At 58.8% G+C, this 25,549-nt stretch carries 22 protein-coding genes; 21 read left to right on the plus strand and 1 reads right to left on the minus strand.

Annotated elements, in window-relative coordinates; all coding sequences use genetic code 11:
• Positions 1-19 precede the first annotated feature (19 nt).
• The 21 genes from carB (at position 20) to whiA (ending at position 23,603) form a co-directional block, all read left to right on the plus strand.
• A complete protein-coding gene (gene carB / locus RAE07_RS04200) occupies positions 20-3,361 on the plus strand; it encodes a carbamoyl-phosphate synthase large subunit (RefSeq protein WP_316328562.1) in 3,342 nt (1,113 codons plus the stop codon).
• The gene (gene pyrF / locus RAE07_RS04205; RefSeq protein WP_317001397.1) at positions 3,345-4,184 is read left to right on the plus strand and encodes an orotidine-5'-phosphate decarboxylase; all 840 of its coding nucleotides are present in this window, start codon (positions 3,345-3,347) and stop codon (positions 4,182-4,184) included. Before carB ends, pyrF begins: the two co-directional genes overlap by 17 nt.
• Positions 4,185-4,443: 259 nt before the next feature.
• Positions 4,444-4,764, plus strand: coding sequence for an integration host factor, actinobacterial type (mihF, locus tag RAE07_RS04210; protein WP_005328460.1), 321 nt, complete (start codon positions 4,444-4,446; stop codon positions 4,762-4,764).
• Between the two features lie 8 nt (positions 4,765-4,772).
• Positions 4,773-5,342 carry a guanylate kinase gene (gene gmk, locus RAE07_RS04215; RefSeq protein ID WP_023021478.1) on the plus strand — a complete coding sequence of 190 codons (570 nt, stop codon included), beginning with the start codon at positions 4,773-4,775 and terminating at the stop codon, positions 5,340-5,342.
• Positions 5,343-5,382: 40 nt separating this feature from the next.
• Positions 5,383-5,685, plus strand: a complete 303-nt coding sequence (rpoZ, locus tag RAE07_RS04220) for a DNA-directed RNA polymerase subunit omega (protein ID WP_005324891.1) — start codon at positions 5,383-5,385, stop codon at positions 5,683-5,685.
• A 130-nt stretch (positions 5,686-5,815) separates the two neighbouring features.
• Positions 5,816-7,063, plus strand: a complete 1,248-nt coding sequence (gene coaBC / locus RAE07_RS04225) for a bifunctional phosphopantothenoylcysteine decarboxylase/phosphopantothenate--cysteine ligase CoaBC (protein WP_317001399.1) — start codon at positions 5,816-5,818, stop codon at positions 7,061-7,063.
• A 108-nt stretch (positions 7,064-7,171) separates the two neighbouring features.
• On the plus strand, positions 7,172-8,404 hold the full coding sequence (metK, locus tag RAE07_RS04230) for a methionine adenosyltransferase (RefSeq protein ID WP_317001401.1): 1,233 nt from the start codon (positions 7,172-7,174) through the stop codon (positions 8,402-8,404).
• 11 nt (positions 8,405-8,415) lie between these two features.
• The gene (locus RAE07_RS04235) at positions 8,416-10,458 is read left to right on the plus strand and encodes a primosomal protein N' (RefSeq protein WP_317001403.1); all 2,043 of its coding nucleotides are present in this window, start codon (positions 8,416-8,418) and stop codon (positions 10,456-10,458) included.
• Between the two features lie 97 nt (positions 10,459-10,555).
• Positions 10,556-11,068, plus strand: a complete 513-nt coding sequence (gene def, locus RAE07_RS04240; RefSeq protein WP_284835359.1) for a peptide deformylase — start codon at positions 10,556-10,558, stop codon at positions 11,066-11,068.
• Between the two features lie 76 nt (positions 11,069-11,144).
• Entirely contained in the window at positions 11,145-12,095 is a 951-nt protein-coding gene (gene fmt, locus RAE07_RS04245; protein ID WP_239207660.1) for a methionyl-tRNA formyltransferase, read from the plus strand.
• Complete coding sequence (locus RAE07_RS04250) at positions 12,092-13,645, plus strand: RsmB/NOP family class I SAM-dependent RNA methyltransferase (RefSeq protein ID WP_284835358.1); 1,554 nt, start codon at positions 12,092-12,094, stop codon at positions 13,643-13,645. The genes fmt and RAE07_RS04250 overlap by 4 nt, the downstream gene beginning before the upstream one ends.
• 19 nt (positions 13,646-13,664) lie before the next feature.
• Positions 13,665-14,333 (plus strand): ribulose-phosphate 3-epimerase, encoded by a 669-nt coding sequence (rpe, locus tag RAE07_RS04255; protein WP_034655367.1) that lies wholly within the window; start codon positions 13,665-13,667, stop codon positions 14,331-14,333.
• The gene (gene ribD / locus RAE07_RS04260) at positions 14,333-15,355 is read left to right on the plus strand and encodes a bifunctional diaminohydroxyphosphoribosylaminopyrimidine deaminase/5-amino-6-(5-phosphoribosylamino)uracil reductase RibD (protein ID WP_239207662.1); all 1,023 of its coding nucleotides are present in this window, start codon (positions 14,333-14,335) and stop codon (positions 15,353-15,355) included. The genes rpe and ribD overlap by 1 nt, the downstream gene beginning before the upstream one ends.
• A 35-nt stretch (positions 15,356-15,390) precedes the next feature.
• Positions 15,391-16,005 (plus strand): riboflavin synthase, encoded by a 615-nt coding sequence (locus tag RAE07_RS04265; RefSeq protein ID WP_239207663.1) that lies wholly within the window; start codon positions 15,391-15,393, stop codon positions 16,003-16,005.
• A gap of 11 nt (positions 16,006-16,016) precedes the next feature.
• The gene (locus RAE07_RS04270; RefSeq protein ID WP_023021488.1) at positions 16,017-17,279 is read left to right on the plus strand and encodes a bifunctional 3,4-dihydroxy-2-butanone-4-phosphate synthase/GTP cyclohydrolase II; all 1,263 of its coding nucleotides are present in this window, start codon (positions 16,017-16,019) and stop codon (positions 17,277-17,279) included.
• Between the two features lie 40 nt (positions 17,280-17,319).
• Positions 17,320-17,799, plus strand: a complete 480-nt coding sequence (gene ribH / locus RAE07_RS04275; protein WP_248098429.1) for a 6,7-dimethyl-8-ribityllumazine synthase — start codon at positions 17,320-17,322, stop codon at positions 17,797-17,799.
• 73 nt (positions 17,800-17,872) lie between these two features.
• Complete coding sequence (locus tag RAE07_RS04280) at positions 17,873-18,421, plus strand: PH domain-containing protein (RefSeq protein ID WP_023021490.1); 549 nt, start codon at positions 17,873-17,875, stop codon at positions 18,419-18,421.
• A 3-nt stretch (positions 18,422-18,424) separates the two neighbouring features.
• Complete coding sequence (gene uvrC / locus RAE07_RS04285; RefSeq protein ID WP_317001404.1) at positions 18,425-20,500, plus strand: excinuclease ABC subunit UvrC; 2,076 nt, start codon at positions 18,425-18,427, stop codon at positions 20,498-20,500.
• 40 nt (positions 20,501-20,540) lie between these two features.
• Positions 20,541-21,422 carry an RNase adapter RapZ gene (gene rapZ, locus RAE07_RS04290; RefSeq protein WP_198010471.1) on the plus strand — a complete coding sequence of 294 codons (882 nt, stop codon included), beginning with the start codon at positions 20,541-20,543 and terminating at the stop codon, positions 21,420-21,422.
• A gap of 23 nt (positions 21,423-21,445) precedes the next feature.
• On the plus strand, positions 21,446-22,441 hold the full coding sequence (locus tag RAE07_RS04295) for a gluconeogenesis factor YvcK family protein (RefSeq protein ID WP_200287481.1): 996 nt from the start codon (positions 21,446-21,448) through the stop codon (positions 22,439-22,441).
• 172 nt (positions 22,442-22,613) lie between these two features.
• Positions 22,614-23,603 (plus strand): DNA-binding protein WhiA, encoded by a 990-nt coding sequence (gene whiA, locus RAE07_RS04300; RefSeq protein WP_023021494.1) that lies wholly within the window; start codon positions 22,614-22,616, stop codon positions 23,601-23,603.
• A gap of 130 nt (positions 23,604-23,733) precedes the next feature.
• On the opposite strand, the gene RAE07_RS04305 is transcribed toward whiA, so the two are convergent.
• Positions 23,734-25,380 (minus strand): L-lactate permease, encoded by a 1,647-nt coding sequence (locus RAE07_RS04305; RefSeq protein ID WP_200287483.1) that lies wholly within the window; start codon positions 25,378-25,380, stop codon positions 23,734-23,736.
• Positions 25,381-25,549: the final 169 nt, after the last annotated feature.

Below are 25,549 nucleotides of genomic sequence, written 5' to 3' on the forward strand. Positions count from 1 at the left end.
AGGAAAAGGAAGAAAAACTATGCCAAAGCGCAACGACATCAACCACGTCCTGGTCATCGGCTCCGGACCGATCGTCATCGGCCAGGCTTGCGAGTTCGACTACTCCGGCACTCAGGCCTGCCGCGTGCTCAAGGAAGAAGGCCTTCGGGTAACCCTGGTCAACTCCAACCCGGCCACCATCATGACCGACCCTGAGTTCGCGGACCACACCTACGTCGAGCCCATTGAGCCGGACTACATCGAGAAGATTTTGGTCAAGGAGCGCGAAGAGGGACACCCTATTGACGCTGTGCTCGCCACCTTGGGTGGCCAGACCGCGCTGAATGCGGCAGTCCAGCTGGACCGCAAGGGGATTTTGGACAAGTACGGCATTGAGCTCATCGGCGCCGATATTGACGCCATTGAGCGCGGTGAAGACCGCCAGAAATTCAAGGATATTGTCGCCTCCATTGGCGGCGAGTCCGCTCGCTCCGCGGTGTGCCACAACATGGATGAGGTACACGAGACCGTCGACAAGCTCGGCCTGCCCGTAGTGGTCCGCCCCTCCTTTACCATGGGTGGCTTGGGCTCTGGTCTGGCCTTCAATAATGAGGACCTAGACCGCATTGCTGGCGGCGGCCTGGCCGCGTCCCCTGAGGCCAACGTGCTTATTGAGGAGTCTATTCTCGGCTGGAAGGAATATGAGCTCGAGCTTATGCGCGATGGCGACGACAACGTCGTGGTCGTGGCCTCCATCGAAAACGTTGACGCCCTCGGCGTGCACACCGGCGATTCCGTTACGGTTGCCCCAGCGCTGACCCTGACCGACCGTGAGTTCCAGAAGATGCGCGACCTCGGTATCGCGATTATCCGCGAGGTCGGAGTCGATACCGGTGGCTGCAATATCCAGTTCGCCGTCAACCCGGAAGACGGTCGCATCATCGTCATCGAGATGAACCCGCGCGTGTCCCGTTCCTCCGCGCTGGCGTCCAAGGCCACCGGCTTCCCCATTGCTAAGCTGGCTGCCAAGCTCGCCATTGGTTATACCTTGGACGAGGTGCAAAACGATATCACCGGCGAAACCAAGGCCGCATTCGAGCCGACCTTGGACTACGTCATTGTCAAGGCCCCGCGCTTTGCCTTTGAGAAGTTCCCGGGCGCAGACGATACCCTGACGACCACCATGAAGTCTGTGGGCGAGGCCATGGGCATCGGCCGCAACTACATCGCGGGCCTCAATAAGGTCATGCGTTCTTTGGAAAACAAGCCCAATGGCTTCTGGACCAAGCCGGATGAGTACTTCGCCGGCGAGCGCGCTGGTGACCTCAAGGCGGTACTCAAGGATCTTGAGCGCCCGACCGAGGGCCGCATGTACGACATTGAATTGGCCCTGCGCCTCGGCGCCTCGGTGGACGAGGTCCATGAGGCTTCCGGCGTTGACCCGTGGTTCATCGCTGAGCTGGCCACGCTGGTAGCCTTCCGCCAAGAGCTTATCGATGCCCCAGTGCTCACCGAGGAGCTGCTGCGCGAGGCCAAGTTCTTTGGGCTTTCCGACGCCCAGATTGCCGCCCTTCGCCCCGAATTCAACGGCGAAGATGGCGTACGCAGCCTACGCTGGCGCATGGGTATCCGCCCTGTCTACAAGACCGTTGACACCTGTGCCGGCGAGTTCGAGGCACAGACCCCATACCACTACAGCTCCTATGAGCTTGATCCGGAAGCCGAGACCGAGGTTCGCCCCGCACCGGAAGGCTCCAAGGGTAAGGTCATTATTCTGGGCTCCGGACCGAACCGCATCGGTCAAGGTATCGAATTTGACTACTCCTGCGTGCACGCAGCTCTCGAGCTCTCGGAGCAGGGCTATGAGACCGTCATGGTCAACTGCAACCCAGAGACCGTGTCCACTGACTATGACACCGCGGACCGCCTCTACTTCGAGCCGTTGACCTTCGAGGACGTCATGGAGGTCTACCACGCAGAGGCCGCTTCCGGTGATGTTGCCGGCGTCATTGTTCAGCTCGGCGGCCAGACTCCACTGGGCCTTGCAGCCCGGTTGGAGGAGGCAGGAGTTCCTGTTGTGGGCACCAGCCCAGCAGCTATTGACTCCGCTGAGGACCGCGGCGAGTTTGGCAAGGTCCTCGACGAAGCCGAATTGGCAGCACCAGAGTATGGCACCGCCACCTCCTTTGCTGAGGCGCGCGAGGTTGCCTCCTCTATCGGCTACCCAGTATTGGTCCGCCCGTCCTATGTTTTGGGCGGCCGCGGTATGGAGATCGTCTACGACGAAAAGGCGCTGGAAGACTACATCGAACGTGCTACCGAGCTTTCCCCGGACCACCCGGTCCTAGTGGACCGTTTCCTAGATTCCGCGATCGAGATCGACGTCGACGCACTCTGCGACGGCAACGAGGTCTACTTGGGCGGTGTGATGGAGCACATCGAGGAAGCCGGCATCCACTCGGGCGACTCTTCCTGTGCACTGCCGCCTATGACGCTGGGACCAGAGGATATCGAAAAGGTCCGCACCTCCACCCGGCTTCTAGCGGAGGGTATTGGCGTCAAGGGCCTGATGAACGTTCAGTTCGCCCTGAAGGACGACATCCTCTACGTCATCGAGGCCAACCCACGTGCTTCCCGTACCGTGCCATTTGTCTCCAAGGCGACCGGCGTTCCACTAGCTAAGGCAGCTTCTCGCGTCATGATGGGCTCTACCATCGCGGAGCTGCGCGCCGAAGGCATGATTCCTTCTGAATATGACGGTGGTTCCTTGCCGCTGGAGCACCCGATCGCAGTCAAAGAAGCGGTCTTGCCGTTTAACCGCTTCCGCCGGACCGATGGCAGCCTGCTCGATACGCTGCTGTCGCCGGAAATGAAGTCCACCGGTGAGGTTATGGGCTTGGCTACCAACTTCGGTGCGGCCTACGCCAAAGGCGAAATCGCTGCCTTCGCCGTGCCGCCTACGGAGGGCACTATCTTCGTATCCGTCGCCAACCGGGACAAGCGCACCTTGATTTTCCCGATCCAGCGCTTGGCGAACATGGGTTACAACATCGTCGCTACCGCCGGTACGGCGCAGATGCTGCGCCGCAATGGCATCGAATGTGAGGTTGCCGCCAAGGTCTCTGAGGCTAAGGAAGGCGAAGAGTCCATCGTGGATAAGATCTTCAACGGTGAAATCGACTGGATTCTCAACACCCCTGCGGGCTCTGCAGGCGCGCGCCACGACGGTTACGATATCCGCGCTGCCGCGGTCCACATGGAAATCCCGCTGGTAACCACCGTGCAGGGCGTAACCGCAGCCGTCCAAGGTATCGAAGCGATGCGCATTGGCAACCTGCAGGTACGCGCGCTTCAGGAGCTTGAGCATGGCCCACAAAACTAAGGGATTTGGTGAGCTGCTTGAGGCAGCGGGCCAGGCGCGTGGTCGCCTCTGTGTGGGTATAGACCCGCATCCGTATCTGCTGGAAAAGTGGGGACTGGAGCCCACCGCTGATGGTCTGCGGACCTTCAGCATGCGCTGCGTAGAAGCCTTCAGCGATACCGCTGCCTTGGTAAAGCCGCAGGTTGCCTTCTTCGAGCGCTTCGGTTCCCAGGGGTTTGCGGTCCTCGAGGACGTCTTGGCGTCCCTACGCGAGGTGGGATGCCTGACCGTGGCCGATGCCAAGCGTGGCGATATTGGCTCGACCATGGCCGGCTACGCAGATGCTTGGCTAGGTGATAGCTCACCCCTGCGCGCAGATTCGGTGACCGTGTCTCCCTATCTAGGCGTTGGTGCGTTAGGCCCGGTGTTTAGCAAGGCCGAGGAAACCGGCTGCGGCGTATTCGTCTTGGCGGCTACCTCCAACCCGGAGGCACGTGCCATCCAAGCCGTCCCAGTAGGCGAGGAGAGCACCATCGCACAAGGAGTGGTCGATGAATGCGCCGCGCTCAATATAGCGGCGCAGAAGGCCGACAAGCCGGGAGACATCGGGGTAGTCGTTGGGGCTACTTTGGACAATCCGCCTCGCCTGGATGCGCTCAATGGCCCGGTTCTTCTGCCAGGCGTTGGCGCCCAAGGTGCTGGCCCAGAGCAGGTGCACAGCATTGTCTCTGCTCGGCCATCGCTGGGATTCGCGAACGTGTCCCGAGCAGTATTGGAACAAGGACCTGCTCTCGCTGACCTGCGCAAAGCGGTGAATCGCGTGGCTCAGGAGTTCCGGGACTAAAAGGGGCGGCGTGGCAGATTACTGGCCGCGCTGCTTACCTGGTACTTTGTTTAAGGTATGTGCGGTGACGTGCTAAAATAGGCGTGCTTTTGGACCCGCTAATCGTCACCGTTCAATGAGCAGTGCTAGGATTACCAGAAGTCGGTTTGCCCGAAGGTTATTGATAACTTTCCGCGGTGTATAAACTGCGTTAGGCAACCGTAATCTGGTACCAAGTACTAGACGTAACAGAATCAATCTAATGAATCGGAGGAAACCCGTGGCCCTTCCAAAGTTGACTGATGAGCAGCGCAAGGAAGCTCTCGCAAAGGCCGCTGAGGCCCGTAAGGCTCGCGCTGAGCTCAAGGCTGCGCTCAAGCGCGGCGAGACCGACCTGAAGGACGTGCTCGAAAAGGCTGAGACCGATGAGATCATCGGCAAGACCAAGGTTTCTGCACTCCTCGAGGCTCTGCCGAAGGTTGGCAAGGTCAAGGCTAAGGAAATCATGGAGGACCTGGAGATCGCTCAGACCCGTCGTCTGCGCGGCTTGGGTGAGCGTCAGCGTCGTGCTCTCCTCGAGCGTTTCGGTTACGGCGAATAGTTACAACCATGGCTGACGCAACTGCACGCGGTCGCCTCGTCGTTCTGGCGGGGCCATCCGCAGTGGGAAAATCCACCGTGGTTTCGCGTCTGCGCAGTGACGTCGAGGGGCTGTACTTTAGCGTGTCGATGACTACGCGCCAGCCCCGTCCCGGGGAGCAGGATGGTGTCGACTACTTCTTCGTCACCCCAGAAGCCTTCCAGCAGCGAATCGACGCCGGGGAAATGCTCGAATGGGCTGATATTCACGGTGGATTGCAGCGCTCTGGAACCCCTGCTCAGCCGGTAGAGGAAGCTTTGGCCGCAGGACGCCCAGTGCTCGTTGAGGTTGATCTTGCGGGCGCTAGGAGTGTTAAGAAAGCACTGCCGGAGGCAGACTTGGTCTTTTTGGCACCCCCATCATGGGACGTGCTTGTGGAGCGGCTCACCGGCCGCGGTACCGAGCCGCAAGACGTCATTGACCGTAGGTTGCAAACTGCGCATGAGGAACTAGCCGCACAGGATGAGTTCGACCACGTCGTTGTTAACGAGGATTTGGACCAGGCAGTGGCTGCCATCAGTGATATCCTGCAGGCATAGACCTCCTTTTTGACCATCTTCAATCAATGTAAAGGTGCATGTGACTAACGTGACCACCCCTTCTAACACTGAAGCCGCAAAGGCGGAGCCAGTATTTGATGATCCGATCGGCATTACTGATCCCCCGATCGATGAGCTTTTGGACAAGGTTTCCTCTAAGTACGCTTTGGTCATCTTCGCTGCTAAGCGCGCCCGCCAGATCAATAGCTACTACCAAGAGCAGGATGAAGGTGTCTTCGAATTCGTAGGCCCACTGGTTACTCCAGAGCCAGGCGAAAAGCCTTTGTCCATCGCATTGCGCGAAATTGACGCTGGCTTGCTGGACCACGAGGAAGGCAAGTAGCTAGCGCACAAGCGTGCAATAGCTTGTAGGCTCCACGCGTCGCCACGGACGTGTATCCCCGGCTAGGGGTGCACCTTCCCGGGGCGGCGAGTGGGGCCTTTCTTTGTGCCGCCAGGTACCATCGTGCGGTGTGATTGAAAAAGATAGCTCTCGCAATATTGTTGTAGGCGTTGCTGGCGGCATCGCCGCCTACAAAGCGTGCCACCTCGTGCGCAATCTCAAGGAGGCGGGCGATGATGTGCGCGTTGTCCCTACGGAAAGCGCACTAAACTTTGTTGGCGCTGCAACGTTTGAAGCCCTGTCCGGCCACCCGGTTTCCACCAGCGTTTTTGAGGCTGTGGATGAGGTGCAGCACGTTAACATCGGGCAGCGGGCGGATGCTGTGGTAATTGCGCCCGCAACTGCGGATCTAATCGCGCGACTGGCCGCCGGTCGGGCTGATGATCTACTTACGGCGACCGTGTTGGTGGCGACGTGCCCGGTCATCATTGCTCCGGCCATGCATACAGAGATGTGGCACAATCCCGCCACGCAAGACAACGTCGCTACTTTGCGGCGGCGCGGTATTACGGTTATTGAGCCCGCCCATGGCCGTTTGACCGGCAAGGACTCAGGTCCTGGTCGCCTTCCGGAGCCGGAGCAGATTGCTGAGGTAGTGCGCACCGAATTGGCTGGTTACCGGGTTGAACATACCTGGCAAGACAAAAGGGTAGTCATATCAGCGGGAGGCACCCAGGAAGAACTGGACCCAGTGCGGTACTTGGGTAATCGATCTTCTGGTAGGCAGGGATTCGCGCTCGCGGAATGGGCCGCCCAGAAGGGGGCTCAGGTCACCCTTGTGGCTGGGAATACTGCGCAGCTGCCTGTCCCCAGCGGTGCGAAGGTGCGCCACATTGTTTCCACCCGGGAACTGGAGGAAGCGATGCACGAAGAGGCCCGTGATGCGGACGTGATCATTATGGCTGCCGCAGTTTCTGATTTCCGCCCCGCGGAGGCAGCTGAGTCAAAGATGAAGAAGGGGCAAGCAGACGACGCACTCTCGGCCCTACATTTGGTAGAAAACCCGGATGTCCTCAAAGGGCTTGTGGCCGCACGAGAGCGCTCGGAGATTCCGGCGGAGTGTGTGATTGTGGGGTTTGCCGCCGAAACGGGTGACGCCCACAAGTCTGCCTTGGAATATGCCCAAGAAAAGTTTGTTCGCAAAGGCTGCGATGTGCTTATGGCCAATGAGGTCGGTAGGGCCAAGACCTTTGGCCAAAAGTCGAATGAGGGATGGATTTTGCGGCCAGATTCCGCGCCGCAACGGGTGGAACATGGCTCGAAACAAGTAGTCGCCGCACAGATTTTGGCGGCTGTGAATGAAATGTTTCGGGTGTAGACAGCTAAAATTGCATTTATAGACCGCTTGGTCTAGGATTGCGAGGTATTAGGCTTGGGCGTAGAAACCCACAGCATCGAATCAACAGTGAGAACGAAGGAAGTTTTTGTGACTGATAACGCTGCAGTGGCAACTCGTCTTTTTACCAGCGAGTCCGTTACGGAAGGCCATCCCGATAAGATTTGTGACGCCATCTCGGACGCCATCCTCGATGCCCTGCTGGAAAAGGATCCCGTATCCCGCGTCGCCGTTGAGACGTTGGTTACCACCGGTCAGGTTCACGTGGTGGGAGAGGTACGCACCGAGGCATATGTAGAAATCCCGGCGCTCGTGCGCAATACCCTAAAGTCCATTGGCTTTACCTCCTCTGAGGTGGGATTTGATGGCAATACCTGCGGTGTCAATATTGCCATCGGTGAGCAGTCCCAGGAGATCGGCGCCGGCGTAGATAACTCCACCGAAGCCCGCGCCCATGACGAGGACTATGACGAGGAAAATGACACCGCTGGTGCAGGTGATCAGGGCTTGATGTTCGGCTATGCCTCCAATGAGACCGCCGAGTATATGCCCCTGCCTATCGCCTTGGCACACCGGCTTTCTCGCCGCCTGACGCAGGTGCGCAAGGAGGGCATCGTGGATCACCTGCGTCCGGATGGCAAGACCCAGGTGACCTTCGCCTATACCGATGACAATGAGCCTTCCCACCTAGATACCGTGGTGATTTCTACTCAGCACGATACTGAGGTTGATAGCGCTTGGCTGGAGGGCCCATTGCGCAGCGAGGTCCTTGAATGGGTCATTAAGGACGCGGGCTTGGAGAAGTACTACACCGAAGACACGACGTTGTTGGTCAACCCTTCAGGGTCTTTCATTCTCGGTGGACCCATGGGTGATGCCGGTCTTACCGGCCGGAAGATCATCGTCGATACCTACGGTGGTATGGCTCGTCACGGCGGTGGCGCCTTCTCCGGTAAGGACCCCAGCAAGGTAGACCGCTCCGCTGCTTATGCAATGCGCTGGGTGGCTAAGAATATCGTCGCCGCTGGTTTGGCGGATCGCGCCGAAGTTCAGGTTGCCTACGCAATTGGTCGTGCTAAGCCGGTGGGCTTGTACGTGGAGACGTTCGGCACTGCCAAGGAAGGCCTGAGCGATGCGAATATTCAGGCTGCGGTAAATCAGGTATTCGACCTGCGTCCAGCCGCGATTATCCGCGAACTCGACCTGCTACGGCCCATTTATGCCCAGACTGCGGCCTACGGTCACTTTGGCCGTACCGATGTTGAGCTGCCATGGGAACAGTTGAACCGAGTAGAAGCACTGCGCGCGGCCGCCGGTCTGTAGAATCGGGGCTTATGCCTAAGAAAACACCCGCCACCCGGAAACCGGTTGTGCGGGTGTTGCCTCTTTTAGGGGTCGCGCACCTCGATCGGGGCTTTGATTACCTTATAGAAGAGGCAGATTCGGAGGACGTTCAGCCGGGGATTAAGGTCCGCATCCGCTTTAATGGACGCTTGGTTGATGCGATAGTGCTAGAGCGCCTGCATGATTCTGAATTTGGCGGTAACCTGCGCTTTATCGAGCGCATCATCTCACCGTTCCAGGTGTATCCGCCGCAGCTTGCCCGGCTTATCGACGCCCTAGCGGACCGCTATGGCGGAGTGCGCTCAGATATTATCCGCTCTGCTATTCCACCTAGGCACGCAAAGGCGGAGGAATCCGATTTGGAAACCCCGTGGGAGGAGCTCGGTACCACGAGCGAGCCTGACCTTTCGGGGTGGTCTGCTTATGAGCATGGTGAGGCTTTCGTTGATTCAATCCTGTCTGGCAAGCTCGCCCGTGCCGCATGGCAAATCGCCCCGGGCGATGATTGGGCGCATGCCTTAGCTGCGCTCGCGGCCAAGGTGGCGTTAGACGGAGGCGGGGTGCTCTTAGTTGCCCCGGACCAGAAGAGCGTTGATGCGGTAGAAGCCGCCCTTCGCCAGGTATTAGGGGCGAAGCAGATTACAGTGCTGACTAATAGTATGGGCCCGCAGGCCCGCTACCGCCGCTACCTATCAGCCCTGGTAGGCCAGGCGCGCGTCGTAATTGGTACTAGGTCCGCCGCCTTCGCCCCAGTAAAACATCTACAGCTGGCGGTTATCCTCGATGATGGCAACGATAATCTGGTAGATAACCTCAAACCTTATGTCCATGCCAGGGAAGTGCTAACCACCCGTTCTGCTTTTGAAGGTTGCAGCATGGTCTTGGCAAACCATTCGCGGACTGCGGAAACGCAGCTCCTCGTGGAGTCAGGCTGGGCGCACGATGTGGTCGCCAAAGAACAAACGATCGGGGCGCGTTGCCCAGCCATTGAGGCGGTAGGCCCATTCGGTCTATCGATTGCTCGCGATTTAGAAGGCGGCACCACTTCAGTTCAGGCACAGGCCTTCCAAGCCGCCCATCAGGCGCTGGATAGGGGAGAGCCGGTATTGGTGCAAGTACCGCGCAAGGGATACGCACCAATTTTGGCCTGCGGCCGATGCCGCGCGCCGGCGCGCTGCCGGCACTGCAACGGGCCATTGGGGCTGCCGCCGACGGGGGCGTCGCCAAGCAAGGGCGGCGCGGAGGAGACAGGAATGCCCACCTGCCGCTGGTGCGGTCGCATCGAGGCGCGCCATCGCTGCAGTGAATGCGGATCCCCGCGCCTGCGCGCCATCGTTTTAGGCTCAGAGCGCACCGCGGAGGAATTGGGCCGTGCCTTTCCTAATACCCGGGTAGTGGTCTCTGGCGGAAATAAGATCCTCGAGGCAGTGGATAATGCGCCGGCCCTTGTCATCGCCACCCCTGGCGCCGAACCGAATGTACGAGATGGCGCCTACGGTGCGGCGCTGCTCTTGGACGCTGGTGCATTGCTCAACCGCCAAGATCTGCGTGCTACTGAAGACACGTTATCGAAGTGGGCGCAGGCGGCCACGCTAGTGCAGCCGCATTTCAAGGGCGGCCGGGTAATTGTGGCTGCCGATGAGTCTCTTAGCGTGGTTCAGCATTTCTTGCGCTGGGATATGGTTGGCGCGGCCGCAGCCGAGCTTGCTGCCCGACGAGAAGTAAGATTCCCACCTGCGGTGCACTTTGCCGCCATTGATGGTGCGGATGCGTCCCTGGATGGCTTTGCTGAGCTTGTGGATCTTCCTGAGCATGCGGAGGTTTTGGGCCCAGTTCCTCTTCCCCCGGGCCATAGCCTGCCCGGCGACTACGATAGCCAGCGCTTTGGTCCCGCGCAGCGGCTGGTGATCCGCACCCCATTGGGGCCTCGTTCCCAATTAGGGCGCGCCTTGCGCAGTGCAAACGCGGCACGTAGCGCGCGCAAGGATGACTTGCCACTGCGTATCGTGGTTGACCCCATCCACGTGGGTTAGCCGTAGCGGGCGGCTAGGGCTTATGCGCTAGTCTCGACGGGGAAACCCTCCATTGTCAGCCGGCTTTATTTCAGCGCATTAGAAAGGTGTGATTGCCATGTCTCTTCGCGGAATCCGTATCTACGGCGACCCTGTCCTGGGCAGTCGCGCAGAAGAAGTAAGCACGTTCGATAGCGGACTGCGTATTTTGGCCAACGATATGCTCGAGACCATGGATGAAGCTGGGGGAGTAGGGCTGGCGGCCAATCAAGTGGGCATACTCAAACGGACTTTTGTCTATGACTGCTCGCACACCCAATCTGGCTTGCGTGGCGCGATTGTTAATCCCGTCTGGACGCCGCTGGGCGCGCAGCAGCAAACAGGCCCGGAAGGGTGTCTTTCTATTCCCGGCATTAGCGCGCAAACCACCCGCTTCAACCGCGTCTTTGTCAGCGGTCAGGATATAGAGGGCCGCCCCTTATCCATGGTGGCCGCGGGGCTGATGGCTCGGTGCATCCAGCATGAAACGGACCATCTCGATGGAGTGCTTTTCCTGCAGCGCCTCGATGCCGTGGACCGAAAAGACGTTATGCGCGCCATCCGTGAATCCGAGTGGTTTAACGCCTCATAGCCCGCTTACTGTGGCGGCAGCGCTACGGCGTTGTAGCCTAGTAGTTTGAACGAGATTAATAGGAGAGTTTCCCCGCATGCGGATTATTTTTGCCGGTACCCCTGAGCCCGCCGTTGTGGCCTTGGAAAAGCTAATTGCCTCCTCGCATGAGGTGGTGGCGGTAATTACCCGCCCAGATGCTAAGAAGGGCCGCGGCCGTAGCCTTCACCCCAGCCCGGTGAAAGCAGTAGCCCAAGAACATGGCATCGAAGTGCTAACTCCTAGCAGCTTGCGTCCGGACACGGAGGACGGGCAGGCCCTGCGTGCCCGCCTGCGGGAGCTCGAACCCGAGGCAATTCCGGTGGTGGCTTATGGCAATCTGGTCACCAAGGACCTGCTGGAGCTGCCGCAGCATGGTTGGGTGAACCTGCATTTTTCCCTGCTCCCGGCATGGCGTGGCGCGGCACCGGTACAAGCTGCCATAGCTGCCGGTGATGAGATTACCGGCGCATCTACGTTCCGCATTGAAGAAGGCCTAGATACCGGTCCGGTGCTGGGCACCGTGACGGAGGAAATCCGCACCACCGATACTGCCGATGACCTGCTCACTCGCCTTGCCTATTCCGGCGGCGATCTGCTCGTCGCCACCATGGATGGCCTAGCGGCGGGTCAGTTGGAGGCACAACCGCAGCAGGGCGAGGCCACCTATGCCCCGAAAATCTCTACCGCACAAGCTCGCGTGGAGTGGTCCCAGCCTGCCTTTGCCATCGACCGGCATATTCGTGCGCACACCCCAGGTCCTGGCGCATGGACCATGTGGGACGAGGCCCGGGTAAAAGTGGGACCAGTAAGCCCCGTGGAGGCAGCAGCCGCGGTACCGGAGCACTTAGAGCCTGGGCAGCTCTACATTGCAAAGAACGCCGTTTTTGTTGGTACCGCAACGCAGCCGGTCCAGCTGGGTAAAATCCAGCCACCAGGCAAGAAAATGATGAATGCGGCCGACTGGGCCCGCGGACTAGGCAAGGATGCCGAGGTGAAGTTCCAATGAGTGGTGGTTTCCGTTCCCGTAGTAAATCTGGTGATAAGTCGCCGGAAGGCAAGCCGCAGGACCCCCGGAAATCCGGTGGAGCGAAAGGCCGTGGTGGCCGCCCGCACCAGCAGCAACATGGTGGACGTAACGGCCACCGCAGAGGTCGACAGGCTCATGCTTCTGGTCAGCGTTCCGGCAAGCGCCAGGAAGGCAGTCTGATTCAGGCTGCACTGACCGCTGGTGTGGACGCGCCGCGTGCGGTGGCTTTCGACGTCGTGCGTCGGGTGAGCGATGACGATGCCTTTGCCAACCTCATCTTGCCCACAGCACTGCGTAAGCAAAAGCTCACCGGGCGAGACGCCGCCTTTGCCACCGAGATCACCTACGGCACCCTCCGCACCCTCGGCGTAGTAGATGCCGTCATCGCAGAATGCTCCTCGCGCAGCCTCGAAGCCATTTCTCCAGCTGTGGTTGATGCCTTGCGCTTGGGCGCGTATCAGGTTCTCTATACCCGCGTGGAGGCCCATGCGGCGGTTGATACCACCGTGCGCTTGGTGGAAGCCAGCGGTGAGGTCAAGGCCAAGGGTTTTGCCAATGGCATTATGCGCACCATTACCCGCACGCCGGCCAAGGCGTGGCTGGACAAGCTTGCCCCGGAGGGAGAAATCGCCGGCATTGCCTTCAAACATGCCCATCCCACCTGGATCGCGGAATCGTTTAGTCGTGTGCTGGGGCTGGGCGAGCTAGAGGCCGCCCTGGCTGCGGACTCCGATAGGCCTGCGGTGCATCTGGTGGCCCGCCCCGGGGAAATCTCGGCCGAAGAATTAGCACTTGTGACCGGCAATGAGGAAGGGCGCTTTTCCCCCTACGCCGTGTATATGGAGTCCGGCGATCCCGGCCAATTGGAGCCGGTACGTCAGGGTTTGGCTGCAGTCCAAGATGAAGGCTCGCAGCTTATCGCCCGCGCGGTATGTGAAGCGCCGGTGGAGGGCGAAGACACTGGTCGGTGGCTGGATCTCTGCGCCGGTCCCGGCGGTAAAGCGGCCTTAATGGGTGCGCTTGCCCGCATCGACTCCGCGCACGTGGACGCGGTGGAGGTATCCCCGCACCGTGCGGCTCTGATTGAAAAAACGGTAAGTGATTTACCTGTGGACGTTCATGTGGCAGATGGACGCAATCCGGGCGTGGGTCAGGGGTTTGACCGAGTGCTTGTCGATGCCCCGTGTTCCGGACTCGGCGCACTCCGTCGCCGCCCCGAGGCGCGGTGGCGCAAGTCTGAGTCCGACATTGCCGAGCTTACTCAGCTGCAATTTGAGCTTTTATCCTCGGCCTTAAACCTGGTGCGCCCAGGCGGAGTGGTCATTTATTCCACGTGTTCGCCAGACTTGCGCGAGACTCGTGGCATCGTCGACCGCGCCGTACGCGAGCTCGGTGCCACAGAGCTAGACGCGCAGAGGCTCATTCCTGATATGGGCGATGTAGGGCATGAAAAGTCCGTGCAAATGTGGCCACATCGGCACGGTACCGATGCCATGTTCTTTGCGGCTCTGCGCCGCGCGGCTGACTAATCGCGATAGACTAGTGGGCATGTCCGCACCGATTATTTCCCCTTCCATCTTGGCCGCTGATTTTTCTCGCTTGGGCGAGGAATTAGCGGCGATTGAAACCGCAGACTGGGTCCATGTGGACATTATGGACGGGCACTTCGTGCCCAACCTGTCCTTCGGCCCGGATATCACGGCAACGGTCCATCGGCTTACCAATAAACCATTGGATGTCCACCTCATGATCGAGGAACCCGAGCAATGGGTGGAGACCTATGCCAAGGCGGGTGCGCATACCATTATCTTCCACGTGGAGGCTGTCGCCGATGAGCAGGCGGCGGTGGATGTGGCGCAGAGCATTCGAGAACTAGGGGTGCGTGCTGCCTTTTCCATTAAGCCGGGTACGGCTATCGAACCGTGGCTGGATAAATTGCATCACTTTGATGAGGTGCTCGTGATGTCCGTGGAGCCTGGTTTTGGCGGGCAGAAATTCATGCCAGAGATGCTGGAAAAGGTCCGGGTGCTGCGCCAAAGTATTGATGAGCAGGGGCTCGACACCGTCATCGAGATTGATGGCGGAATTTCGCCAGACACCATCGCCCAAGCCGCCGCGGCTGGGTGCGATGCTTTTGTAGCTGGCTCGGCCGTATTCAAGGCAGAAGATCCCGCCGGGATCGTACATCAGCTGCGTGAATTGGCGGCTGGTGCCTAGTGGGCGCGGAGCTAGAGGAGAGTACCCTTTCCGCAGCGCTGTCTCGGGCAATGGCCGCGGGAGCTGAGGTGCGTGGAACCACGAGCCCCAACCCGCCGGTGGGCGCGGTCATCGTGTCCACTGCCGGTGACATCGTGGGCGTCGGTGCTACGCAGCCCGTGGGAGGCGCGCATGCCGAGGTCATGGCGTTGCGCGAGGCTGGCGATAGGGCGCGAGGAGCCACTGCCGTGGTCACCTTGGAGCCGTGTGCGCATACCGGTCGCACGGGTCCGTGCGCACAGGCGTTTATCGATGCCGGCGTGGCTCGCGTGTACTACCTTCATGCAGACCCCACTCCGCAGGCCGCCGGTGGAGCGCGCGTGTTGGCGGAGGCTGGGGTGGACGTCGCCAAGCTGGAAAAGCCCCCGCACGCCGATGATGCGCTCGTGCCTTGGCTCTTTGCCATGAAAGCACGCAGGCCGCACGTAACCTTAAAGTTCGCCCAGACGCTGGATGGCTTTACTGCCGCAGCGGATGGGTCAAGCCAGTGGATTACGGGCGAAGGGGCGCGCGATTGGGTGCATGCAGATAGGGCTCACCGCGACGCCATCATCGTCGGCACCGGCACTGCGCTTGCTGATAACCCGTCACTTACCGCGCGGTTTAGCGACGGCAGTTTGCGGGAACACCAGCCACGCCGGGTGGTAATTGGCAAGCGAGATTTGGAATCGGCAGGCGATGCGGCAAGCAACCTACGCGAGTTGGGATATGAGCACTACGACAGCATCGAGGAAGCGTTATACGAGCTCTACGCCAGCGGGGCACGCGACGTCCTTGTAGAAGGCGGCGCCGGACTCGCCAGTAGCTTCCTCAAGGCCGACTTGGTCGATGCTATCTCTGCCTATATTGCGCCCCTGTTGCTGGGGGAAGGCCGTGGCGTGCTCGCCCATCCCGTGACCCAGACTCTGGCGGGGGCCACCCGATTCCAGCGCGTGGGAATGAAGGCGCTGGGTGATGACGTTCTAATTGAATATGTGCGCTAGGCGCTCGGATTAGCAGATAACGAGAAAGGCTGGATGTGTTTACTGGGCTAGTACAAGAGTTGGGCACCGTAGCCGGTATGGAACCGCACGCGGACGCCTTGCGCTTGAGCATTCGCGCCCCGCGCACCGTCGCGGAGGCTGCACTGGGGGATTCCATTGCTATCGATGGCGTATGCCTCACCGTGGCGGATCTATCTGGAGATATATTTTGCGCAGATGTGATGCAGGAGTCCCTCGACCGGACAGCTTTGGGCCGCCTAGCTGAGGGCGATTCGGTCAATGTGGAACCGGCATTGCTGCCTACCACCCGGCTAGGCGGTCACATCATGCAAGGACACGTGGATGGCACCGCGACGCTGCAGAGCCGGACTACCTCCGAGAACTGGGATATCCTCCGGTTTAGCTTGCCCACCGAGCTTGCCCGGTACGTCGTAGAAAAAGGCTCAATTGCCGTTAGCGGCACCTCGCTGACTGTTAGCGCCGTGGGGCCGGACTGGTTCGAAGTATCCCTTATCCCCACCACTTTGCGGGACACTATTCACGGTGCATTGCCAGTTGGAGGAGAAGTCAACCTCGAGGTGGATGTGCTGGCCAAGTACGTAGAAAAGATGCTTCACCCCGAAGCGCTAACCCCTGAGGGCAAGGACTAGACTGCTACCTTATGAGCGCGAGTGATAATTGTATCCGTCTTGATTCCATTGAGCAGGCCATAGCGGATATCGCCGCTGGTAAGCCGGTAGTTGTTATCGATGACGAGGATCGCGAAAATGAAGGCGACCTGATTTTCGCCGCTGAGCTAGCCACCCCGGAACTGGTGGCCTTTATGGTGCGCTACTCTTCTGGATATATCTGCGCACCATTGTTGCCAGAAGATTGTAACCGCCTGAATCTACCGCCGATGTTGGCGGTCAACGAGGATGTGCGCGGCACCGCTTATACGGTGACGGTGGACGCAGCTACGGGTAGTACCGGTATTTCTGCGACCTCGCGGGCAGCAACTATTCGCCGGCTAGCAAACCCTGATACCACGCCGGGCGAATTCACCCGCCCGGGTCACGTGGTGCCGTTGTGCGCGCGCCCTGGTGGTGTTCTAGAGCGTGATGGCCATACGGAGGCTTCCATTGACCTTGCCCGATTGGCGGGCCTGCGCCCAGCCGGTGTGCTGTGTGAGATCGTTTCTGAGGATGACCCCACGGACATGGCACGGTCGCCAGAGCTGCGCCGCTTCGCAGATAAGCACGGCCTGTCCATGATCTCTATTGCACAGCTCATCGAGTGGCGCCGCCATAATGAGAACCAGGTCATTCGCCAGGTAAGCACCCAGCTTCCCACCGAGTATGGTCATTTCACCGCCATTGGCTATCGCCATGAAATAGATGGACAGGAGCATGTCGCGTTGGTGGCAGGCGATCCCGCCGAACTGCGCGGCGCGCGTGAGGTCATGGTGCGAGTCCATTCGGAATGCCTGACCGGTGATGCCTTCGGCTCGCGGCGCTGCGATTGCGGTCCGCAACTACATGAGTCCATGCGCCGTATCAGTCAGGAAGGCAACGGCGTGGTTATCTACTTGCGCGGTCAGGAAGGCCGTGGCATTGGTCTGTTGCATAAGTTGGAGGCATACCGGCTGCAGGATTCTGGCATGGACACCGTCGATGCCAACCTAGAACAGGGCCTGCCCGAAGACGCACGCGAGTATTCCGTAGCCGGCCAGATCCTGCGTGATCTTGGCATAGAGTCCGCGAACCTGCTGACTAATAACCCACATAAGGGCGAAGGCCTGAGCGGTTTTGGTGTGGATGCAGGTCATCACACCCCGCTAGCAACCCCGGCGCATGCGGATAATATTGAATATCTGCGTACGAAGCGCGACCGCATGGGCCACGATCTTCCGCAGGTTGCCCAGTGGGATGAGGCGCATAAGTAGATCTTTAGTAGCTCTGTGGAGATCACGCGAAAGGAAAGAAATGAGTAAAGAAGGCCTACCCGAAATTGCCCAGGTAGATGGCAGTGGACTGCGCGTTGCCGTGGTGACTGCGACATGGAACGCGGAGATCTGCGATCAGCTCCACGCCCAAGCGGTAGAGACCGCTACGGAAAATGGCGCCGAGGTTGCCGAGTACCGCGTAGTTGGCGCCTTGGAACTTGGCGTTGTTGTCCAGGCGGCCGCCCGCGCATACGATGCAGTGGTGGCATTGGGCTGCGTTATCCGTGGGGGAACGCCGCATTTTGACTACGTCTGTGACTCGGTTACCCAGGCGCTTACCCGCATCGCGCTCGATGAATCCACCCCGGTAGCGAACGGCGTCCTTACCGTCAATGACCAGCAGCAGGCCATTGATCGCGCCGGCTTTGCAGACTCGGCAGAAAACAAGGGCGCCGAGGCAATGATGGCGGCTTTAGATACCGCCCTGCAGTTGCGTAGACTAAACGCAGCAGAGAAGTAACTTTTAGCAATGCGTCAGCGCCCCACGCTAGATCACCACGATGGACTGTGGGGTGTTCCAGAGGAGTATGCACATGAACGAGGCGCAGGCCCCAAAGAATCCGCAGCGAAGCCGGCAGCTTAGCGACGCCGAAGTATTGGCCTATACCAGTGCCGATCCCTTTGCCCAGACAACGTCTAAGCCGTGGGAGTTTAAGGCGACCTCGCCCTTTTTGCGTAAGGTGGCAATCGGCTGGGTGATCCTCGTTATGGCTATCCATATCTTCATGGGAATCACCTTGGATGTGTCTTTTACCGGCGCGCATGTCACCACCATTGATAAATTCGCCTTTCCCGGCGTGGGCCTCCTTATTTCCATTTTGTCTTGGGTTGCCCTTAACCGGCCGCGCCTGCGCGCCAATGAGGATGGGGTAGAGGTCCGCAATATTGTGGGTACCCGCTTTTATCCCTGGCAGGTGGTCTATGGGCTGTCCTTCCCCGTGGGCCAACGTATGGCGCGTCTTGAGCTTCCCGAGTTCGAGTTCGTTCCCGTCTGGGCTTTGCAGTCTGGTGACAAAGACACCGTCATCGACAACGTTCGCCGCTTCCGCGACGTGGAAGCTAAGTACATGCCACAGGATTAACAATTGGCTGACCCCACTACCTACCGCCCGGCTCCGGGAACCATTCCCACTGACCCGGGCGTCTATAAGTTCCGCGATGAAAACCGCCGCGTAATCTACGTGGGCAAAGCCAAGAATCTGCGCGCGAGACTATCGAACTATTTTCAGGACATTACTCAGCTGCACCCGCGCACACGCCAAATGGTGCTCACGGCCAATTCCGTGGAATGGACGGTAGTGGCCAGCGAGGTAGAAGCCTTGCAGTTGGAGTACACGTGGATCAAGCGCTTTGATCCCCACTTCAACGTCATGTACCGCGACGATAAAACCTATCCTATGCTCGCGGTTTCGGTCGGAGAAACAGTTCCTCGCGCCTTTTTCTACCGCGGCCCTCGCCGCAAAGGCGTGCGCTACTTCGGCCCGTATTCCCATGCTTGGGCCGTGCGTGAAAGCCTAGACCTGCTCACCCGCGTCTTTCCCATGCGCACCTGTTCCAAGGGCGTTTATAACAGGCACGAGCGCCTTGGGCGACCGTGTCTATTGGGCTATATCGGCAAATGCGATGCGCCCTGCATCGGCCGGGTAAGCAAGGAAGAACACCGGGATACCGTCAATGAACTCGTTTCATTCATGAATGGAAACACCGGTGCAGTCCGCCGCAAACTCACCCATGACATGGAGCAGGCCGCCGAGAATCTAGAGTTCGAACGCGCCGCACGCCTGCGCGATGACTTGGGCGCTATTGACAAGCTCATGGAGCAACAGGCCGTGGTCTTCACCGACGGTACAGATGCCGATCTCATTGCTTTTAACTCGGATGAACTCGAAGCAGCGGTACAGATTTTCCATGTGCGTGACGGACGCATTCGCGGGCAGCGCGGGTGGGTAGTAGAACGCGCCGGTGACCAAGCTAGCTCTGAGCCCTTGGAAGAAGGCCAGCCTGATCCCGCGCTGCCGGCATTGGTACAAACTTTCCTCATCCAGTTTTATTCGGATGCAGTGGAGCGCGAGAAGCAGGAGGCGCGCGAGGACGCCGCGCTTGCTGCGGACGTAAAACGGCGCGGGGTGGACCAGGAATCGCACATGAAGTCCCGCCGTGTCCAAGTCATCCCACGCCAAATTTTGGTGCAGGCCCTGCCGGATGAACCCGATCAGGTCGTCGCCCTCTTAGAGGAACTGCGCGGTGCCCAGGTGGACCTGCGCGTTCCCCAGCGCGGCGATAAAAAACAGCTCATGGCCACGGTGGAGAAAAACGCCAAGGAGCAGTTGCGCCAGCACAAGCTCAAGCGGGTGGGAGACCTCACCGCCCGGTCGGCGGCTTTGCAAGATATTCAAGAGGCTTTGGGCATGGAGCAAGCCCCATTGCGCATCGAATGTACCGATATCTCCCATATTCAGGGCACAGATGTGGTTGCTTCTTTGGTGGTTTTTGAAGATGGCTTGCCCAAAAAGTCGGACTATAGGCGCTACCGCATTAAAGAGGCAGCGGGCGATGGCCGCTCTGATGACGTCGGATCTATCGCAGAAGTCACTCGCCGTCGGTTTAAGCGTTATAAGGAAGACAAGCTGGCCCAACCGGATGAGGAAGTAGAAGAGTCTTCTTTCGCGGAAGAAAAAGTGGCGGAAGAATCTGCCGAGGCAGGCCGACGCTTTGCGTATCCACCGCAGCTTTTCATTGTGGATGGCGGCGCACCCCAGGTTGCCGCAGCTCAAGAGGTATTCGATGAGTTGGGCATTGTGGATGTGACCTTGGTGGGCCTGGCCAAGCGCCTCGAGGAAATTTGGGTTCCCGGTGATGATGAGCCGGTCATTTTGCCGCGAAACTCGCAAGCTCTTTTTCTCCTGCAGCAAATTCGCGATGAAGCGCACCGCTTTGCCATCACTTATCATCGGCAACAGCGCTCTAAGCGAATGCGCTCTTCAGTACTCGACTCCGTTCCGGGCCTAGGTCCGCAGCGGCGCACCGATCTGGTGAAGTATTTTGGCTCGGTGAAAAAGCTCAAGGCCGCCACGGTGGAAGAGATCTGTGAGGTAGATGGCTTTGGGCCAAAGCTAGCCCAGACCGTGTACGAGAATTTGCACGATTCTACGGGTAAATAAGGGGCATTCTCCTAGGAGCGGCGAATCTTAAAGCGCTAGACTGAGGGGCATGACGCATTTCGAAACTCCACCCATTTTGATAACCGGCATGTCCGGCGGCGGGTTGAGTTCCGCTGCCAAAGTATTTGAGGATAAGGGCTACTATGTGGCCCATAATATTCCGCCTCGCGCCATTGTGGATCTGCTTAAGCTGTGCAACCAGGAAGAAACTCCGGTGGGCAAGGTTGCTGCCGTAACGGATGTGCGCTCGCGCATGTTTCCAGGGTCTCTGCTAGAGATTATGGAAGAGCTCACAGAATTGCATATGAAGCCCACTGTGCTCTTTTTGGATGCGCGTGATGATGTGCTCATTCGTCGTTTTGATTCAGTACGGCGCACCCACCCATTGCAGGAGGGCGACACCCTCAAGGTAGGCATTCAACGCGAGCGTCAAGCAGTAGCAGACGTGCGAGCTCATGCAGACATCATTATTGACACCACCAACCTATCCATTCATGATCTCCGGCGTGCTATTGAGGCGGCGTTTGGTGAGATGCAAAATGAAAAGCAGCATGTGACCGTTGAATCCTTTGGTTTTAAAAATGGTTCACCCCGCGATGCAGACTTGGTGGTTGATGTGCGTTTCCTACCCAATCCCTATTGGGTACCAGAGCTGCGTAGATACCGTGGCACGGATGAGCCGGTTGCTCAGTATGTGCTCTCACAGCCAGCGGCACAGGAATTCGTGGATAATTTCATAAGGATGTTTTCCACCATGCTGGATGGTTACCGGCACGAAGGGAAGAATTTCATAACTTTAGGCGTGGGCTGTACGGGTGGCCATCACCGCTCCGTTGCCGTAGCAGAGGCTATTGCGGCACGGTTGCGGGACAATGACATTTTGGACGTCAGCACCTTGCACAGGGATATTGCTCGAGGCTAGAGCGCAGGAGTTTTAACGCTTTTATGACCAATCCTTCACACATGGTCTGCCTAGGAGGCGGCCATGGACTTTATCAGACTCTTTTGTCCGCCCGATTGAGCGGAGCAGGCGACATTTCCGCCATTGTTACTGTTGCAGATGATGGTGGCTCCTCCGGCCGATTGCGCCGCGAGCTAGAAATAATCCCGCCTGGAGATCTGCGCATGGCGCTAGCTGCGTTGGCTAATAGTGATCCGGTGGGTGACCTCTGGGCGCGTACCTTGCAGCACCGTTTTAGAGGCACCGGTGCAATGGCGGGGCATGCGGTGGGCAATCTAATGATTGCAGGGTTGACCGAGGTGCTCGGTGATTACCAGGCCGCGTTAGATACCATCGCAGAGCTTACTAATTCCCAGGGCCGGGTATTCCCTGTGGTCAACCAAGCCTTAGAGATTGAGGCGGAAGTAGCCGGGCTTGACGACGACCCCCGTGTCATGCGCCAAGTCCGGGGGCAGGTCGCGGTTGCCTCCACACCGGGGCAAGTCCGGCGTGTGCGTATCGTGCCGGAAAACCCCAAAGCAAATCCGGATGTCCTCGATGCCATTGAGCGCGCGGACCTAATTACTATTGGCCCGGGTTCTTGGTTTAGTTCGGTATTGCCACATACTCTCGTGCCTGAGGTCGTGGAAGCCATTTCTGCGTCTGATGCGCTGCGCGTAGTTGTTTTAAACCTTTCCGCCGAGCCGGGCGAAACGCATGGTTTTTCCGCAGAGCGCCATTTGCATGTGCTTTCTCAGCACGCCCCGGATTTGCGCATTGATCGCATTCTGGTGGACGGGGCGGCTTTGCCTACTGATAGTGAGCGCGTGTATATCCAGCGCGCCGCCCAGTCCCTTGGTGCCCGTGCCACGTTCGCGGATGTGAGCGAAGTTGATGACAATGGCCGGAGCATCAATAAACACGATCCGGAGAAGCTGTCTGCGGCACTCCTCGACCTGTATTCGGACTATCGCAACACTGGCGATCCCAACCGGAGCTGATACATCTCGGCAAAGTCCCATCCGCTCGCGTCGTTCGGGTTCGGCCGACTGCGCGGTGCCTGAGCGCGCGCGGTATGATGGCAGAAATCCTTTCACCGCACCGGGCCTTGCATAGTGGCCCTGGCCTGTGCGTATATCTTGTGACTGTGAGAAAAGAAATGGGGCGAACTAGGTGACCACACCATTGACCGACCAGGTCAAAGAAGAATTGACGGCTGTCGTTGTGCCACGCCAGTCCGCTCGCGCTGCCGAACTAGCCGCGATGCTGCGATTCGCCGGCGAGCTAGATATTTCCGGCGACAACATGGCCTATGAGTTGGAATTAGAAAGCCACGCTATTGCGCGGCGCGTGATCGCTGCACTCGATGAGCTTTATGGGATTTCCGCTGATAGTCACGTAGCGGGCCCAGCAGGAACCACGAAGAAATCCCGAGTTACGGTGCGCATTTCCACCGGGGCGAAGGAACTTACGCGCCGTCTCGGCCTTATTACCCGCTCCGGCCACGCGGTAGTGGGTTTGCCCCCGCAGGTCATTTCCGGCACCGTCGCTGATAGCGAAGCAGCGTGGCGCGGAGCCTTCCTAGCCCATGGCAGCCTCACGGAGCCGGGTCGTTCTTCTGCGCTTGAAGTTACGTGCCCGTGCCAGGAGGCGGCATTGGCCCTAGTGGGTTGCGCCCGCCGCTTGGGCATTTCTGCCAAAACCAAGGAAACTCGCGGGGAAGACCGCGTCGTCGTCCGCGATGGCGATGCCATTGGGGCACTGTTGACCCGTATGGGCGCTCAGGAGACGCGATTAAGCTGGGAAAAGAAGCGCGTCAAGCGAGAGGCGCACGATACGTCCCGGCGCTTGGACAATTTCGATGATGCAAATCTCCGTCGCTCGGCTCGTGCTGCAGTCACCGCGGCGGCCCGCGTTGACCGAGCGATGGAGATCCTTGGTGATGACGTTCCCGAGCACCTTGCTGATGCAGGACGCCTGCGCGTGCAGCACCGTGAGGCCTCGCTGGAAGAATTGGGCCGCTTGGCTGAGCCTCCCATGACTAAAGATGCGGTAGCCGGGCGTATTCGCCGCTTGCTATCTATGGCCGATAAGCGAGCGGAAGAGCTTGATATCCCCGATACTAACCAAGCGATCACCGACGACCTCTTCAAAGAGTCCTAAACGCCGCAATCACCGGCACATACACAACTCCCCGCAGCGCGGATACCTAAGCGGTAGCCGCTACTGCGGGGAGTTTCCTCTGTGATAGCTAGCTGGTGGGGAAACCAGCTAGCCGCGGAGAATTAAATGCCTAGGGAACGAGGAATCCGAGGGCGTTGGTCATCAAGAACACGATGATGCACACAACGGCCAAGAAGACCACGGAGTAGCCCACTACGTTTTTCAGGATGACAGACTCCTTGCCTTCCATCTTTACAGCGGTGGCCGCAATAGCGAGGGACTGCGGGGAGATCATCTTGCCCACAACGCCGCCTGCGGTATTAGCGGCCAGCATGAGGTCCGGGTTCACGCTGATACGCTCGGCCGCTGCTACCTGCAGGTTGGCGAAGAGGGCATTGGCGGAGGTATCGGAGCCGGTGACCGCTGTACCAATCCAGCCCAGTACCGGAGCGAAGAGTGCGAAGATGCCGCCCGCAGAAGAGACGAACTCACCAATAGCAATCGTTTGGCCGGAGTAGTTCATCGTATAAGCCAATGCCAGCACCAGAATGATGGTGAGGGCCGAGAACTTCATGCGGCTGGCGACGTCCCCAAAAGCGCTGACCGGCTGCCCGAAGCTGAGACTGTAGCGGCCATTTTCATTAAAGAAGTGGTAGACAACCGCAACGATAATGCCCGAGAGCAGCAGGAGCGTACCTGGGTTACCAAAGACATTGAAGCTGAAGCTAGTGTCCATAAGGTTGCCGTCGGCGTCGATAATCGCGTCATCCAGCAAAGGCCAAGCAAAGTGGAGCTTGAGGAAACCAAAGATGGCTGGGGCCGCAGTAGCAACAGCAAAAACAATAGTTACTACAGCGTAGGGAAGTAGCGCCATCCAAATGCGGCGACCATTCAGGTCAGTGGTCGACTCAGCGGCGGGCAGCTCGAGGCGCTCGCGCAGCTCCTTAACACCCTTAGGCTTCCACACTCGGAGGAAGGCAAAGGCACAGCCCAGGGAAACGATGCAGGCGATAACATTGGTGAGCTGGTAAGCAAAGAACGTTGCGGCCAGCCACTGTGCCAAGGCAAAGGAAACGCCAATCACTGCGGCTGCCGGCGCAGTTTCCTTGACGCCGCGGACACCGTCCAAAATAAAGGCGATCAAGAAAGGCACGACGGCGGCGATGATGAGCACCTGCAAAGAGATAAGTGCGGCAATATCATGGGTTTGTTCAGCGCTGCGTCCAGCGACCTCGCCAGCGGTGGTCACTGGGATGCCCACCGCGCCGAAAGCAACCGGGGCCGTATTAGCAATGAGCACTACGATTGCTGCGCGTAGGGGCTTTACACCGAGTGCCATAATCATGGTCGCGGTAATGGCTACGGGTGCGCCGAAGCCGGCGAGGGCCTCTAGCAAGCCGCCAAAGCAAAAGGCGATAAGAATTGCTTGGATGCGAATATCGCCATCGCCTAGAAGGTCGAAGGTTTTACGAAGGTCCTCGAAGCGTCCTGAAGCGACGGTGATTTCATAAAACCAGATTGCGGTAATGATTACCCAGACAATGGGAAGTAGTCCGAAAAGGCCGCCGCGCACGGCGGAGGACAAGGCCATATCTACCGGCATAGAAAAGCCGACGATGGCGATAAGAAGGGATACTGCGAGGGCGACGGCGCCAGAAGTGTGTGCGCGCGCTTTGACGCCGAGCAGCATGATAAAGAATGCGATGAGAGGGAGAATCGCCACCAGGGCGGTAAGCCCGAGGCTGTCACCCACAGCAGAGGTATTAATTTCGAACAAGAGACGTCCTTGGGTTCTACGGTGGTCCTGCCCGTTGAAGAATAACGAGCACCTGAAGCATTCTCACGGTGACCAACGATTGCGCTGGAACAGATGTAGTGGACTGAAACGCGAATGTGAGCCAGTGAGTATTGAAAGCATATCGTGTGATGGTCGAGGCGAAAACAAT

The sequence above is a fragment of the Corynebacterium nasorum genome (assembly GCF_032821635.1).
Lineage (GTDB): Bacteria > Actinomycetota > Actinomycetes > Mycobacteriales > Mycobacteriaceae > Corynebacterium > Corynebacterium kefirresidentii.